14 protein-coding genes and 2 tRNA genes are annotated in these 13593 nt (G+C 69.4%); 7 read left to right on the top strand and 9 right to left on the bottom strand.

Features of this window, described 5'->3' with window-relative positions:
• The first annotated feature begins 51 nt into the window (after positions 1–51).
• A complete protein-coding gene (locus JJL56_RS15635; RefSeq protein ID WP_145626361.1) occupies positions 52–459 on the top strand; it encodes a DUF1465 family protein in 408 nt (135 codons plus the stop codon).
• An 83-nt stretch (positions 460–542) separates the two neighbouring features.
• Here JJL56_RS15635 and rpmE read toward each other — a convergent pair whose 3' ends face one another.
• Positions 543–767, bottom strand: coding sequence for a 50S ribosomal protein L31 (gene rpmE / locus JJL56_RS15630; protein ID WP_145626362.1), 225 nt, complete (start codon positions 765–767; stop codon positions 543–545).
• A gap of 335 nt (positions 768–1102) precedes the next feature.
• Between rpmE and JJL56_RS15625 the strand changes: the two genes are divergently transcribed.
• Both JJL56_RS15625 and JJL56_RS15620 read left to right on the top strand, forming a co-directional pair.
• Positions 1103–2935, top strand: a complete 1833-nt coding sequence (locus tag JJL56_RS15625; RefSeq protein ID WP_345772584.1) for an ABC transporter transmembrane domain-containing protein — start codon at positions 1103–1105, stop codon at positions 2933–2935.
• A 64-nt stretch (positions 2936–2999) separates the two neighbouring features.
• Complete coding sequence (locus tag JJL56_RS15620) at positions 3000–3794, top strand: DUF2243 domain-containing protein (protein WP_200485583.1); 795 nt, start codon at positions 3000–3002, stop codon at positions 3792–3794.
• Positions 3795–3809: 15 nt separating this feature from the next.
• Here the strand turns inward: JJL56_RS15620 and JJL56_RS15615 are convergent, their stop codons facing one another.
• A complete protein-coding gene (locus tag JJL56_RS15615; RefSeq protein ID WP_200485582.1) occupies positions 3810–5336 on the bottom strand; it encodes a class I SAM-dependent methyltransferase in 1527 nt (508 codons plus the stop codon).
• 283 nt (positions 5337–5619) lie between these two features.
• Here JJL56_RS15615 and JJL56_RS15610 point away from each other — a divergent pair.
• Both JJL56_RS15610 and JJL56_RS15605 read left to right on the top strand, forming a co-directional pair.
• A tRNA-Lys gene (locus tag JJL56_RS15610) sits at positions 5620–5695 on the top strand.
• Positions 5696–5771: 76 nt separating this feature from the next.
• A tRNA-Lys gene (locus JJL56_RS15605) sits at positions 5772–5847 on the top strand.
• Between the two features lie 90 nt (positions 5848–5937).
• Here the strand turns inward: JJL56_RS15605 and JJL56_RS15600 are convergent.
• The 7 genes from JJL56_RS15600 to JJL56_RS15570 form a co-directional block, all read right to left on the bottom strand.
• Complete coding sequence (locus tag JJL56_RS15600) at positions 5938–6393, bottom strand: MaoC family dehydratase (protein WP_200485581.1); 456 nt, start codon at positions 6391–6393, stop codon at positions 5938–5940.
• A gap of 180 nt (positions 6394–6573) precedes the next feature.
• Positions 6574–6897 (bottom strand): CtrA inhibitor SciP, encoded by a 324-nt coding sequence (gene sciP, locus JJL56_RS15595; RefSeq protein WP_051657784.1) that lies wholly within the window; start codon positions 6895–6897, stop codon positions 6574–6576.
• Between the two features lie 214 nt (positions 6898–7111).
• Complete coding sequence (locus tag JJL56_RS15590) at positions 7112–7840, bottom strand: flagellar hook assembly protein FlgD (protein WP_145626365.1); 729 nt, start codon at positions 7838–7840, stop codon at positions 7112–7114.
• Positions 7841–7880: 40 nt separating this feature from the next.
• Positions 7881–9935, bottom strand: coding sequence for a flagellar hook-length control protein FliK (locus JJL56_RS15585; protein ID WP_200485580.1), 2055 nt, complete (start codon positions 9933–9935; stop codon positions 7881–7883).
• Positions 9936–10159: 224 nt separating this feature from the next.
• The gene (locus tag JJL56_RS15580) at positions 10160–10675 is read right to left on the bottom strand and encodes a flagellar basal-body protein (RefSeq protein ID WP_145626367.1); all 516 of its coding nucleotides are present in this window, start codon (positions 10673–10675) and stop codon (positions 10160–10162) included.
• Complete coding sequence (locus JJL56_RS15575) at positions 10668–11075, bottom strand: rod-binding protein (RefSeq protein WP_145626368.1); 408 nt, start codon at positions 11073–11075, stop codon at positions 10668–10670. The genes JJL56_RS15580 and JJL56_RS15575 overlap by 8 nt, the downstream gene beginning before the upstream one ends.
• Positions 11075–12253, bottom strand: coding sequence for a flagellar basal body P-ring protein FlgI (locus JJL56_RS15570; protein WP_200485579.1), 1179 nt, complete (start codon positions 12251–12253; stop codon positions 11075–11077). The genes JJL56_RS15575 and JJL56_RS15570 overlap by 1 nt, the downstream gene beginning before the upstream one ends.
• A 252-nt stretch (positions 12254–12505) precedes the next feature.
• Here JJL56_RS15570 and JJL56_RS15565 point away from each other — a divergent pair, with 252 nt between their 5' ends.
• Positions 12506–12922, top strand: coding sequence for a flagellar assembly protein FliX (locus JJL56_RS15565; protein ID WP_145626369.1), 417 nt, complete (start codon positions 12506–12508; stop codon positions 12920–12922).
• A gap of 210 nt (positions 12923–13132) precedes the next feature.
• Positions 13133–13552 (top strand): RNA polymerase-binding protein DksA, encoded by a 420-nt coding sequence (gene dksA, locus JJL56_RS15560; RefSeq protein ID WP_035675009.1) that lies wholly within the window; start codon positions 13133–13135, stop codon positions 13550–13552.
• The last annotated feature ends 41 nt before the right edge of the window (positions 13553–13593 follow it).

Raw genomic sequence — 13593 nt, 5'->3', positions numbered from 1 at the left:
GCGCCGAGGCTCGGAATCGGGCCATCCGGCCGCGGGAGGGGTACGGCCGTGATGGAAACACCGACCTTCTTCAACGGGACTTATGATGAGACGATGGCGCTGCTGATCGAGGCGCGCAACTACATCGCCTATCATGACGCCGCCAGCCATCGGGCGCTGCCGCCCCATGTCCGGCTTCAGATCTCGTACGAATCGATGCGGGTGACCAGCCGCCTGACCCAGGTCATGGCCTGGTTGCTGGCGCAGAAAGCCGTCCATGCCGGGGAAATGACCCGCGAGCAGGCGGCGAGCGACGATTTCGCCCTGTCGGGCGGAGACATCTGCACCGATCCCTCCGGCCCCGACAACGAGCAGCTTCCGGACGGTCTGCGCAGCCTTCTGGAGCGCAGCCACCGGCTCTACATGCGCGTCGCCCGGCTGGACGAGCGCGCCCGCGACGCGGTGGCGATGGCCGGCTGACGACCGGCCTCATCAAAAGCCGCAAACGCGAAAAGGGCGCCCGGCGAACCGGACGCCCCTTTTCGTTTTGCGGACGAAGAAGATTACTTCTTCAGGCCGAAGTTCGCGAAGCGCTTGTTGAACTTGGCGATCTGGCCGCCCGTGTCCAGCAGCTTCTGCACGCCGGTCCAAGCCGGGTGCGACTTCGGGTCGATGTCGAGGCGCAGCGTATCGCCCGGCTTGCCCATCGTGGAGCGGGTCTTGAACGTGCTGCCGTCGGTCATCACCACGTTGATCTCGTGGTAGTCGGGATGGATATCAGTCTTCATGGCCGGGGTTCCTGCAAAGCGAGCGCGGTCTATAGCAAAGCATGCGGCATGATGCAACCGCGTTCCTGCGCCCGAAAAGCGGGTGGTTCCGAACCCCCGCCGCTTCGGTGTGCCGCCGCATTATCCACCATGGAGACACAAAGGGACAGAGGATTGGAGCGGTTTTGGAACGGGGCGCCGCCTGCCGGATCTCCGTGTCTCCATGCCTCTGCGGTTCAATCCGGCGGTCACACCATACCTTGTTCATAGGCCCCCCCCTTGCTATATGCCGGGTTTGCCCCCGTGCACCATCCGCACATCGTCCCGCCGCCCGTCCTGACCGCTGGGGAGCCCCGGTGTCCCGTCATTCCTTGAAGTCCGATCCGGTGTCCGAAGGGACGCCTTCCGCCGCGCCGCGCCGCCGCAACCTGTCGCCGCTGCGCCGGCTGTTTCCCTTCCTGTGGCCGTACCGGCTGCAAGTCATGGGCGCCGTCCTGGCCCTGACCGTGGCCGCCGGGACCGTTCTGGGGCTGGGGCAGGGGATGCGGGTCCTGGTGGACCAGGGTTTCGTCGCGGGCGATTCGGCGCTGCTCGACCGGGCGCTCCTGGTTCTGCTGCTGGTCATCGTGCTGATGGCCGCCTCGACCTTCGGGCGCTTCTATCTGGTGAGCTGGATCGGCGAGCGGGTGGTGGCCGACATCCGCCGCGCCGTCTACAACCACGTTGTGAAACTCTCCCCCGGCTTCTTCGAGACCACCAAGACCGGCGAGATCCTGACGCGCCTGACCACCGACACCGAGGTGCTTCAGGTCGTGGTCGGCTCCTCCGTCTCGATCGCGCTGCGCAACACGCTGATGTTCGTGGGCGGCACGGCGATGCTGCTGGTGACCTCGCCGAAGCTGGCCGGGCTGGTGTTCCTGGGCGTGCCGGTGGTCATCCTGCCGATCATCATCCTGGGGCGACGGGTGCGCACCCTGTCGCGGGCCAGCCAGGACAAGATCGCCAACCTCGGCTCCTTCGTCGAGGAGACGTTGGGCGCCATCCGCACGATGCAGGCCTACACGCACGAGACCATCGACCGCAGCCTGTTCGGGGCGCGGGTGGAGGACGCCTTCGCCACCGCCCGGCGGCGGGTGACGGTGCGGGCCATCATGACGATGATCGTCATCGTGCTGGTGTTCGGCTCGGTCGGCCTGATCCTGTGGATCGGCGGGCACGACGTGCTGGCCGGCCGGCTGACGGTGGGCCAGCTCTCGGCCTTCGTCATCTATTCAGTGGTCGTCGCCGGCTCGGTCGGGGCGATCAGCGAGGTGGCCGGCGACCTCCAGCGCGCCGCCGGCGCCACGGAGCGGCTGTTCGACCTGCTGGACACCGAACCGGAAATCCGCGCCCCGGCCAACCCGCGCGCCCTGCCGGAACCGGCGCAGGGGGCGCTGTCCTTCCGCGACGTGCGCTTCCACTACCCGTCCCGCCCGGACTGGGCGGCGCTCAAGGATTTCTCGCTGGAGATCGAGCCGGGGGAGACGGTGGCCCTGGTCGGCCCGTCGGGCTCCGGCAAATCGACGGTGTTCCAGCTTCTGCTGCGCTTCTACGACCCGCAGGCCGGGGCGGTCACCCTGGACGGGGTGGACGTCCGCGACGCCGACCCGGTGGAGGTGCGGCGGCGGCTCGGCCTCGTGGCGCAGGACCCGGTGGTCTTCTCCGCCAACGCCTGGGAGAACATCCGCTACGGGCGCCCGGACGCCAGCGACGACGAGGTGCTCGCCGCCGCCGAGGCCGCCCACGCGCTGGAGTTCCTGCAGGCGCTGCCCGAGGGGCTGGACACCTTCCTGGGCGAGAAGGGCGTGCGGCTGTCCGGCGGTCAGCGCCAGCGCCTGTCCATCGCGCGGGCCATCCTGCGCGACCCGCCGGTGCTGCTGCTCGACGAGGCGACCAGCGCTCTCGACGCGGAGAGCGAGCGCATGGTGCAGGATGCCCTGGACAAGCTGATGACCCGGCGCACCACGATCATCATCGCCCACCGGCTGGCGACCGTCCTGAACGCCGACCGGATCGTGGTGATGGAGCAGGGGCGCGTCGTCGCCACCGGGCGTCACGCCGAGCTGGTCCGCGAGGGCGGCCTCTACGCCCGCCTCGCGGCGCTCCAGTTCGACCGCGCGGCGGACGAGGCCGGGCTGGTCGGCGGCTGAGGAGCCCTCCGCCGTTCGGACGCCGAATCGGGAACCCGCCCGCGCGTGCGGCGGTTGTCGGGCCATGTCCACCGACGCGGCGCATTCTCACTCACCGGCACGGGCGGCAGCGGGGCTTCCCTGGGCGGGATACCTGCTGGGTTTCGCGCTGGGCGGCTTCTTCGACGGAATCCTGCTGCATCAGGTGCTGCAATGGCACCATCTGCTGTCGGCGGTCGAGTCCTCCGCCGTTCGGGACATCCGCGTCCAGATTCTGGCGGACGGCCTGTTCCACGCGGCGATGTACGTCGTCGCGGCGTGCGGCCTGTGGCTGCTCTGGCGGAGCCGGCGCCGTTTCGCCGAACCGGGCGCGGACCGCCTGATGTTCGCCAACGCGCTGATCGGCTTCGGCGTCTGGCACCTTCTCGACGGCATCCTGTCCCACTGGATTCTCGGCATCCACCGCATCCGCATGGACTCGGCGAACCCGTTGCTCTGGGACCTGCTGTGGTTCGTCGTCTTCGGCGTCGCCGTCGTCGCGGCGGGCTGGCGGCTGCGGAGCGGTGGGGGAACGGGCGGCGGCCGCGCCGCGCCGGTCGCCCTGACGCTGGCGGTGTTGATCGCCGGGCCGATCGCCGCCCTGCCGCCGCCGGGCGTGACCACGGTGATGGTGTTGTTCAAGCCCGGCACGACGGCGCCGGACGTCTTCGCCGCCGTGGCGGCGGTGGACGGGCGGACGGTCTGGCAAGACCCCTCCGGCCAGCTTTGGGCCATCGACCTGGGCGAGAGGGGCAGTCCAACGGCGCTGTACCGGCACGGCGCCCTGCTGGTCAGCAACACGCTGCTGCCGACCGGCTGCCTCGACTGGTTCCGGACCTGACGCGCCGCTTGTCCGTCACGCCACGCCGAGGCGGCGCAGGGTGGGCAGCCTCAACCGGGTGAAGCGGTCGAACCGGGCGCGCAACTCCGCCACATTCGCTTCCTCCCCGTCGAGCCGCGCGCCGTCGCGTGACAGGGTGAGCCCGTCCGCCGACAGCGTCTCCCAGGCGGTCGCGGTGGGGTCGGCGCCGTTGCGTCGGGCCAGCAGGAACAGCGCCTCCAGCCGCGACAAGGCGACGCCGGAGCCGAGGACGGGCGACGCCAGCGTGTCCAGCGTGTCGTCGCGGCGGTTTCGCTCCAGAATCGCGGCATTGAAGCGGTCGGCCTGGAGCGCGCGCGCCGCCTGACCGGCCTCGGGCAAGGCGGGCGCCACCAGCGCCAGGCTGGTCAGGATCATCAGCGCGCGCAGCACCGCTTCCTCGCCATGGCGCGCCAGGGCGGGGAGGGCGGCCAGTTCGGCCAGCGTGGGCGTGCCGGCGGCCAGCGCCTCGGCCAGCGGGCCGTGCAGGTCCTGCGGCAGGGGGACGCGCCCGACCGGGGCCAGCACGACCTCCGGCAGATCGTCGGGCGACACCAGAAGGGCGAAGCGGGTGGCGCGCAGCCGGTCCCGCCGCTCCGCCGCGGTCAGCCGCTCCGCCCCCTTGACGAACAGGTCGCGGCGGAAGGCGCGGTTGGTCAGGAGGTCGCGCAGTGTCTCGCGGTAGGCCGGGTCGCGCGCCTCGGCCAGCAGGGGCAGGGCGTCCGGCGGCAGGGACAGCTCGTCCATCTGCTCCATCGGGACGGCAGGACCAGCGAAGTCCAGCTTGGCCGCGGCCAGCTCCCGCGCCACGTCGGCGTGATAGAAGGCCGTCCAGTCGCGGTTCAGATATTCGTGGGCGATGTAGTTGGGCGACTTGCGCTTCAGCGAGTCCAGCCGCGCCGGCAGCGCGTCGGCCTGGGCGAACCAGCCGGCGTTGAGGGCGGTCAGGCGGCTGGCGAAGGCCACGGCCTCCTCGATCCGCTCCGGCAGCGGGCCGGTGCGGTCGGCGCAGTGCTCGACCAGGACGCGGCGCAGCGGCATGTAGGCGAGCGTGCCGGGCAGGGCGTTGTAGCTGACGAAGACCAGCCCGCCGGGCTTCAGCCGCCGCTTCAGCAGATCCACCAGGATCGCCCGGTTCTCCGCGCTGACCCAGGACCAGACGCCGTGCAGCGTCACGATGTCCAGGTCCTTGGCCCCGCCTTGAGCGTAATTGGCGAAGCTCTCCTCCAGGAAGGCGGCGTTGCCCAGCCCGGCCTCGGCGGCGAGGCGCTGGGCGCCGGCGATGTGGCCGGGGTTGAAGTCCACCGCCTCGAACCGGGCGTCGGGATGGCAACCGGCCAGGACGGCGCTGCTCACCCCGTGGCCGCAGCCGATCTCCGCGCAGGCGAAGGGCCCGGAGAGGTCCATCGGGGGCCGCCAGCCGCGCAGGGTCAGCGCGAAGGACAGCAGCGCCGGCGACAGTTCCCGATAGAAGGCGTGGATGTAGCCGATCCCGCCCACATAGCCCTCGGTCCAGCCCTGCATGATCCCCTATCCCTTCGTCTTCCGCTGGGAAAGGGTGATAGCGCCGGCCTTGGCCGACTGTCAAAGAGGGCGGCCAAGAAGGGTGTATGCGGAGCCGGAACGAGCCCCGCAAAAAAATGCGACCCTATCCATTTTGGTATCGACAAGCCCCGGACCCTTCGCTATAAACCGCGCCACACCGGCCGGGACGACGGCTTGGCCGGACAGGAACCCTAGTCGATGCGGTCAGGCATCCCCTGACGTAAAGACGAAGGCGCCAGTGCCGGTGTGACCGGGAAGTGATGGGCGCATAGCTCAGTTGGTAGAGCAGCTGACTCTTAATCAGCGGGTCCAAGGTTCGAGTCCTTGTGCGCCCACCATCACTTGCCGAACCGAAAGGGGGCGTTCCCAGGAACCCTTTCATGCCGCCGGGCGTTCCGATGCCCGGATGGGAATGGGCGCATAGCTCAGTTGGTAGAGCAGCTGACTCTTAATCAGCGGGTCCAAGGTTCGAGTCCTTGTGCGCCCACCATTCCCTTAAAGAAAGACGGCAAGACAGCGATGCACACAAAAGGGCTGCCCTCGGGCGGCCTTTTGTGCGTTTTGGGCTCCGCGTGCGTCGTCACTCCGATACGGCGCCGGGGCGGCGGAGGACGAGCAGGTTCGCGGTCATTTGCTGCACGATCGCGCCGTCCTGGTTGAGGGTGGTGGTGCGCACGCGGGCGATGCCGCGGTCGGGGCGCTTGGCCGACGCGCGGACCTCCAGGATCTCGCTCTCGATGCGCAGCACGTCGCCGGGGCGGGTGGGCTTGGGCCATCGGATGTCCTCCACCCCCATCCCGACGAAGCCGCCGGCCAGCGCGCCGTCCCCCGTGACGATCATCCGCATGGTCAGCCCGGCGGTGTGCCAGCCGCTGGCCGCCAACCCTCCGAAGACGCTGTCCTGCGCCGCCTCGGGGTCGAGATGGAAAGGCTGCGGGTCGAACTGCCGCGCGAAGGCGACGATGTCCTCCGCCGTCACGGTCACCGGCCCACCGGTGAAGCGGTCGCCAGGGGTCAGATCGTCGAGATAGCGCATCGGTCGGTGGGCTCCCGCGACTGGTGATCTCGTCGCCTTGCGTTAACCTTTGCAGGTCCGGAACAAAAGCGATACCTGCCACGTAAAAATTGCAAGGCCGCCGGGACACAAAACAACGACGCCGCAGGGCGGGCCTGCGGCGGTCTGGTCTGGTCTGGTCGGACAGCGAGCGAGAGTCGCTTATTCGGCGGCGGTGCTGGCCATCCGGCTGCGCACGGACGGGGGTGGCTGGTTGCCGCGATAGTCCTGCAGCCGCGTGGCGCGCAGGCCCCGCATGCCGTGGCTGTCGATCAGCCGCTGCCAGGACAGGAACTCTTCCACGGACAGGGTGTAGCGGCGGCACGCCTCCTCGAGGCTGATCAGCCCCGAGCGCACGCCGGCCACGACCTCCGCCTTGCGCCGCATGACCCAGCGCTTGGTGTCCGGAGGGGGAAGATCATTTTCTGTCATCGGCCGTCCTGCTGGACCGATGACCGACGCTCCACTGGAGCCATCGTCGCTCATTTCAAGCTCGCGAGATGACATGCGCGGACGCTCCACCATCAGCAGTGTATTCCACGATTTGGTGGTAACCTACCCCTTCTCCGCTTAACAAAAGCCTAAACGATAGGGTTAATGTTTTAAGCATAAAAGGCATGGCGCACAGGCCCATCCGGACCCATGCCCATGCCTTTGACCAAGCCTTCGAAGGACGCCTGTGCGGGTGGGGAGGCCGCCCTCAATAAACCTTGGTGAGTTTCGACAGCGGGACCTCGGTGCTGCCCACGGAGACCACCGTTTCACCGTCCTTGTTGGAGCCGATGCCGTTGACCGTGCCGAAGGTGAAGGGGGTTGCCTTGATGATGTCGTCCTTCTTCTCGGACACCGGGGCGATGTTCAGGCGGTACTGGCCCGGCTGGACGGCGTTGCCGCCGTCGTCCTTGAAGTCCCAGTTCACGACATGCTTGGTGCCGGCGGTGGTTTCGCCGGTCATCGACCGGACGACGCGGTTCTTGCTGTCCAGGATGTCCACGCGCACCGACTTGGCGGACTTTTCCAACTCGTAGGCCAGCGGGGCCGCCGTCATGCCCTGGGTGTAATCGAAGCCGTCGCCCTCGAAGGTGACCGTGCGGCCCAGATAGGCGAGGTTGGTCGAGTTGGTCGAGGCGTTCTGCAGCTTCAGCAGCTTGTCCAGGCGGCTGTTGGTCCCGATGTTCTGCTCCACGTTCGCGAAATCGACCAGCTGCTTGGTCATGTCGTTCGTGTCCATGGGCTTCAGCGGGTCCTGGTTCTGCATCTGCGTGGTCAGCAGCTTCAGGAAATGCTCGAAATTGTCACCCAGCCCCTTCACCGCGGTGTCGAGCTTCTGCTCGTCCGCAGTCTTGGTGGTCTTGGTGGAAGTATCGGTCTTCGTCTTGGTCTGGTTCGTGTTCCAGCTGCTGCCGTAGTCGGTGTTGGTGGTGGCCATGGTGGTCGTCCTTCGCTGGAATGGCTGCAGCTGGTCTGAATCAGGCTTGGATGTCGACGCGGCCCGGGGCCAGCGTCAGGGTGTAGGCGGCCTGGGCATCCTCCACTTCGCCGGCGCCGCCGCCGAGGCCGCGGCCCCGCCGGCCCGAACCGCCCTGCCGTCCCGAGTCCTGGAACGACTGGCCGCCCTCGCCGCGCAGGCTGAAGTTGAGGCTGTTGCTGTCCGCCTTCAGTCCAGCGTCTTGCAAGGCGCGTTCCAGATTGCGGCTGTCGCGCTGCAGCAGTTCGAGGGTCTGCGCCTTCTCCACGGCGACCGACGCGGTGACCCGCCCGTCCTGGCCGATCTCCAGCTTGATGTCGATGCGGCCCAACTCGGCGGGGCGCAGGTTGATGGTGAACTGGTCGTTGCCGTCCGACACGTTCTTGCTGATGTGGACGGCCACTTGGTCCTGGACGCCCATCGGCAGGCCGGCGGACCCGCGGGACGGGCGAAGCTGGGCGGTGGTCAGCCCCGCCTCCACGCCGCTCGCCGTGTGAACGCCCTCGATCCCGGCGAAGACCGGATGCGTGGGTGTGGTGGGGTGGGGCGCGCCATCGGTCGGCGGGGCGGCGTCCGTGGCGGCGGCCGCAACGGCGGCGGCGGTCAGGAACGCGCTTTGCCCGGCAGGCTTTGCCGGGTCGGCAACCGGTGCCTGGGGCGCCGGCGGCTGCGTCAGGGCGGCGTTGCCGCTCGGGTCCTGGTTGCCGCGGTTGCCGGCGTTGGCTCCGGCATCGCCGTCCGCTCCGGTCCGGGTCGCGCCCTTGGCCTTGGCCGCGGCGAGATCGGTCAGGGATTGCGGCAGCGGCGCGCTGTCGTCGTTCGGCAGGTCGGCGAGGGGAAGGGTGCCGGAGGACAAGGCGTCGGCGGCCGTCGCCGGCTTGTCCTTGGCCGCAGCGTCCCCGGCTTCGGCGTGGGGCGCGGCCAACTCGGTCTGCGGACCGCCCGCCGGGACGACCGGCGCCGGCACGGCGTCCGCCATCGTCGGAAGCGCCTCCGCGACGGGCTTGGTCGCGGCTGCGGCCTGCACGGACTCGTCGGAGGCGGGCTTGGCCTTGCCATCCGGATGAGGGGTGGTGGTGGTTGCCAGGGCGGCGGCCAAAGCCGCTTCGGCGGCGGGGTCACCGGCCGAAGGAGCCTCCGCGCCGTCCGGAGTCGGAGCGCCGGGCGGCGTGGTTTCGACCGGGGCCGCCGCCTCGACCGCCCCGTCTTCCGTCGTCTTGTCGGCCTCTCCGTCATCCGGCGTGCCGATGGCCACCGGGGCGACGGCCAGCGACAGGGCGGCCTCCAGGTCGGTCAGGGTGGCGGATCGATCGGCGGTGACCAACGCCACGGTGGTCTCGGTCACGGTGACGGCCAGGTCGAGGATCACCGCCTCGCCGGTCCCGTCCTGCGCGGCCTGATCGCCGGCACTGTCCTGCGCGGCGCCATCGCCCGTCGCGCCATCGGTCCGGTCCGGCGGAAGCTCCTCCGTCGTGTCGGTCAGGGCGGCGGCATCGGTGGGCGCCGGCTTGGCGGCGGCATCGTCCTGCACCGCTTTGGCGCTGGCGGCCTTCGCGTCCTTTGCCGCGGCATGGTTCATGGTGGCGGCTTCCCGCCGTTCGGTGCGCACCGCGTGCGCGTCGTCGCCGGCCCTGGCCGCGTCGGACGCGCGGGCGTCCTTCCGCTCGGCGGTGCGCTGGCCCTCGTCCTTGCGGGCGGCGCGGGCTTCGGCCTGGGTGGCGGTATCGGAGGCTTGGCGCGGCTTGGCGGGTTCCGCGCGGATCGGTTCGGGGCGCGACGGCGGGCCGCGCTCCGCGGCCTTGCGATCGGCGGCCCGGTTGGCGGCGGCCCGGTTGGCGGCGGCCTGATCGGCGGCACCCGCCGCGGCGTTGCGCCGGTCCTGGGCCGCGGTTTCCGCCTGGGCCTGATCGCGCTTGCGGGTGGAGGCCTCGCTGATCAGCCGGTCCATCATGGAGGCGAACTTGTCGCTTCGCGGGGCCGTGTTCTGGCTGGAGGAGGTCTGGCCCCTGACCAGGCTTTCGAACGCGGAGGGCGCGGTGTTCGTTAGGATGGCCATGGAACGGATTCCCCGAAGCGGACAGGTGCACCCCGTCCGAAAGCAACTAACGGGCCAGTTTCAGGCCGGTGCCGGCGCGTCCGCCCGCGATCCCGCGCCCGGCAGTTCCGTCCGCCGGGCGGCAATTTCCGCCGGGTGACCGGCGCTTCTTGCCGGACCCGGCAACGCCGAAGGGCCGCCCGGTCGGACGGCCCTTGCTGCGGATGGCGGCTCCGGCGGAGTCGTCAGAGGCGGGTGTTCAGGGTGGCGGAGGTGGACGGCCCGTGGCTCGGCGTGACGTAGGTCGCGCGGGGCGGAATCGGGGCGGTGCCGTAGGCGGGGGTGGTGGTCTGCCGGGCACGGTTGATCGCGCCGACCACCGTGTCCACCAGGATCTTCTGCGCCGCGCCGTTGCGGCGGAGCGCGTCGGCGTTGGCGGCGGACGCCTCGTACAGGCCGCGCGTGGCCTCGCGCAGCGCGGCCTTGGCCTCGTCGGGCAGGGCGGCCATGCCATCGCGGTCCACGCGCAGCAGGCGCGACACCTCCTCGTAGACCAGCATCATCGGCTGCTTCTCGCGCCCCAGCCGGGCCAGCTCGGCGCTGGTGCAGTGGCGCCTCACGGCCTCGGTCTCGCGCGCCAGATGGGCGCTCAGCCGGTTCATCAGCTCGACCAGGGCGGCGGCGCGCTCCTCCGCGTTCTTGGGCAGATTGGCGGCGGGAGCCTTGGACGGCTGCGGGAAACGGACGTCGACCTTATCCATGGTTGCCCTCCTGTGCGCGCAGAAGCTCGCGGTAAACCTGATCGGCGATGCCGAACCCGCCGCTGCGGGACACTTGCTTGCCGTATTCGTTGGTCAGCATGGAGCGGAACATCTCCTCGGCATGGCCGCCGCCGAAGGTCTGGTCCACTTCGATCCCGTCGAGCATGTGGCCCAGCATCTGGGAGACGAAGACGCTCTCGAACTCGTTTGCGGACTGGCGGAGCTTGGCGCGGATCGCCGGGTCCACCTTGCTTTCCGCGCTTTTGGGATCGACCAGATCGGTCCGCACCGCCGTCCGGACGCCCGCCTGGGCGCCGAACTGCGCACCGTTCTGGGCGCGCTCGGCGGCCGCGGGCAGGCGCGGGGGCGGAAGGCCGGGAAGGGAAAGCGTCGTATCCATCAGATCACCTCGATCTCCGCCTGCAGGGCTCCGGCGGCCTTGATCGACTGAAGGATGGCGATCATGTCCCGGGGACCCACGCCAAGCGCATTCAAGGATTGTACCAACTCCTGGAGCGTCACCCCGGAATTCATCACGGCGAGGCGGTTGTTGGACTGGTCGTCCACCTGGATGTCGGTGCGCGGCACCACGGCGGTCTCGCCCTGGCTGAAGGGGCCGGGCTGGCTGACCTGCGGCGTCTCGGTGACGCGGATCGTCAGGTTGCCCTGGGCGATGGCGACGGTGGAGATGCGGACGTTCTCGCCCATCACGATCACGCCGGACTTCTCGTCCACCACCACGCGGGCGACCTGATCGGGGGTGACGCGGAGCTGCTCGATCTCGGTGATCAGGCCGACGATGTCGCCGCGCCGGGCCTCCGGCACGCTCAGCAGGACCGAGGAGGGGTCGGTGGCCTGCGCCCGATTGCCGCGAAGCTGGATGTTGATGGCGGTGGCCACGCGCTGGGCGGTGGTGAAGTCCGGGTTGCGCAGCGACAGGCGCAGCACCGGCAGTTCGGCCAGCGAGAACTGGATTTCGCGCTCGACGATGGCACCCGAGGAGATGCGGCCCGAGGTGGGGACGCCGCGCGTCACGCTGGCCCCCTGGCCCTGGGCGGAGAAGCCGGACACCGCGATCGGCCCCTGGGCCACGGCATAGACCTCGCCGTCGGCGCCCAGCAGCGGGGTGACCAGCAGCGTGCCGCCGAGCAGGCTCTTCGAATCGCCCATCGCCGACACGGTGGCGTCGATGCGCGTGCCCTGGGCGGAGTAGGGCGGCAGGGTCGCCGTCACCATCACCGCCGCCACGTTCTTGGTGCGCAGGTTGGTGCCGCGGGTGTTGACGCCCATCCGCTCCAGCATGCCGACTAGGCTCTGCTCGGTGAAGGGCGAGTTGTTGAGGCTGTCGCCCGTGCCGTTCAGGCCGACCACCAGCCCATAGCCGATCAGCATGTTGTCGCGCACGCCCTCGACATCCACCACGTCCTTGATCCGTGCCGACGAGGCCGAGGCCGGCGCCGACAGCGCGAGCAACGCCGCGGCCAGGGCGGCCAGCATCGCGGCCGCGCGCAGCAGGACGGCAGTGCGGGGCAGTGCGGTGCGGCACAGTGCGGCACGGGTCAGTGCGGTGGCGGTCATGGCGGGGACACTCCTCAACGGCTGTCCCTTCCTATACAAACAGCGTGCCAGAGCCGCGAACGGCAGGCAAAGGGCGGGATCGGCAAGGGGAAGCGGCGGCGGCGGATGAAAAGGCCGGAAATTGGCACCGCCTCCAACCGCTTTATGTCACGGAAGCAGGGCAATTTTTGCCCGATTGCGGCAAACCTTGACCGGATGTTAAGGTGCTTCCATCTAGAGTATCGCGCTTTTCCGAAACCGGTTGCACGGAACATGAAAGTCGAAGGCCCCGGAAAACTTCGCGGCAGCAGCTCGGTCCGGCGCACAGGGAAGGCCGAAGGCTCGTCCGGTGCGTCCTTTTCCAAGCAGCTCGTCGGCGAGACCAACACCGCGCAGGGCGTCCATGCCGCGGCACCGCTGGCCGGCATCGCCAGCGTGCTGGCGTTGCAGGAGGTGGACGACGCCACGGCCCGCGCGTCGCGCGGCAAGATGCGCGCCGAGGAGATGCTCGACAAGCTGGAGGAGATCCAGCACGGGCTTCTCGCTGGCACGCTTCCGGCGCAGAAGCTGATGGACCTCGTGAAGGTGGTGCAGTCGCGCCGCGTCCATGTGGACGACCCGCGGCTGGCCGAAATTCTTGACCAGATCGACCTGCGCGCCCAGGTCGAGCTGGCGAAGCTCACCCCCTGAGCGCCTTTTCCGGCTCCGCCGCCCGCGGCCCCGGCCGTAGGACCGGCTTTTCGGCATCGGCCGTACGGCCATCCCCGAACGTTTCACAAAACTTTGCTTCTCCAAGGGCTTGTTCGCGCTTCGATAGGCGAAGCGCGGGGTTGCGGTTGCCGGTGCGCCTACCTATACTCCGCGCCGCCCGGATCACCCTTTTGCGTTGGATGCTCTCGGATGTCGTCTCCGCTTCTGCCTAAGAACTACACCCCGTCGGAAGACGAGGAGTTCATGAATCCCGTGATGCGGGAATATTTCCGCCAGAAGCTGCTGCGCTGGCGCGCGGAGCTGCTGGCTGAATCCAGCGAGACCCTGAGCAGCCTTCAAGAAGGCGGCATCCAGGAACCGGACATCGCCGACCGCGCGTCGGCCGAGACCGACCGGGCGCTGGAACTCCGCACCCGCGACCGCGAGCGCAAGCTGATCTCCAAGATCGATGCGGCGCTGGAGCGGTTGCAGGACGGGTCCTACGGCTACTGCGAGGAAACGGGGGAGCCCATCTCCGTCCGCCGCCTCGACGCCCGCCCCATCGCGACGCTGAGCCTGGAAGCCCAGGAGCGGCACGAGCGCATGGAGCGCACCCAGCGCGACGACTGACGCGGCGGATATCGTCGCTGTCTCGGACAAGCCCCACCGAT

This window comes from Azospirillum aestuarii (assembly GCF_016632405.1).
GTDB classification, from domain to species: domain Bacteria; phylum Pseudomonadota; class Alphaproteobacteria; order Azospirillales; family Azospirillaceae; genus Azospirillum; species Azospirillum aestuarii.
The sequence above is the reverse complement of the archived record's forward strand: the minus strand, read 5'-3'. Positions and strand labels throughout refer to the sequence as shown.

Bases quoted from the DNA above. Each gene is read 5' to 3' on its own strand.
- JJL56_RS15635 (WP_145626361.1), top strand. From the start codon at position 52: ATGGAAACACCGACCTTCTTCAACGGGACTTATGATGAGACGATGGCG.
- rpmE (WP_145626362.1), bottom strand. From the start codon at position 767: ATGAAGACTGATATCCATCCCGACTACCACGAGATCAACGTGGTGATG.
- JJL56_RS15620 (WP_200485583.1), top strand. From the start codon at position 3,000: ATGTCCACCGACGCGGCGCATTCTCACTCACCGGCACGGGCGGCAGCG.
- JJL56_RS15615 (WP_200485582.1), bottom strand. From the start codon at position 5,336: ATGCAGGGCTGGACCGAGGGCTATGTGGGCGGGATCGGCTACATCCAC.
- JJL56_RS15600 (WP_200485581.1), bottom strand. From the start codon at position 6,393: ATGCGCTATCTCGACGATCTGACCCCTGGCGACCGCTTCACCGGTGGG.
- sciP (WP_051657784.1), bottom strand. From the start codon at position 6,897: ATGAGCGACGATGGCTCCAGTGGAGCGTCGGTCATCGGTCCAGCAGGA.
- JJL56_RS15590 (WP_145626365.1), bottom strand. From the start codon at position 7,840: ATGGCCACCACCAACACCGACTACGGCAGCAGCTGGAACACGAACCAG.
- JJL56_RS15585 (WP_200485580.1), bottom strand. From the start codon at position 9,935: ATGGCCATCCTAACGAACACCGCGCCCTCCGCGTTCGAAAGCCTGGTC.
- JJL56_RS15580 (WP_145626367.1), bottom strand. From the start codon at position 10,675: ATGGATAAGGTCGACGTCCGTTTCCCGCAGCCGTCCAAGGCTCCCGCC.
- JJL56_RS15575 (WP_145626368.1), bottom strand. From the start codon at position 11,075: ATGGATACGACGCTTTCCCTTCCCGGCCTTCCGCCCCCGCGCCTGCCC.
- JJL56_RS15570 (WP_200485579.1), bottom strand. From the start codon at position 12,253: ATGACCGCCACCGCACTGACCCGTGCCGCACTGTGCCGCACCGCACTG.
- JJL56_RS15565 (WP_145626369.1), top strand. From the start codon at position 12,506: ATGAAAGTCGAAGGCCCCGGAAAACTTCGCGGCAGCAGCTCGGTCCGG.
- dksA (WP_035675009.1), top strand. From the start codon at position 13,133: ATGTCGTCTCCGCTTCTGCCTAAGAACTACACCCCGTCGGAAGACGAG.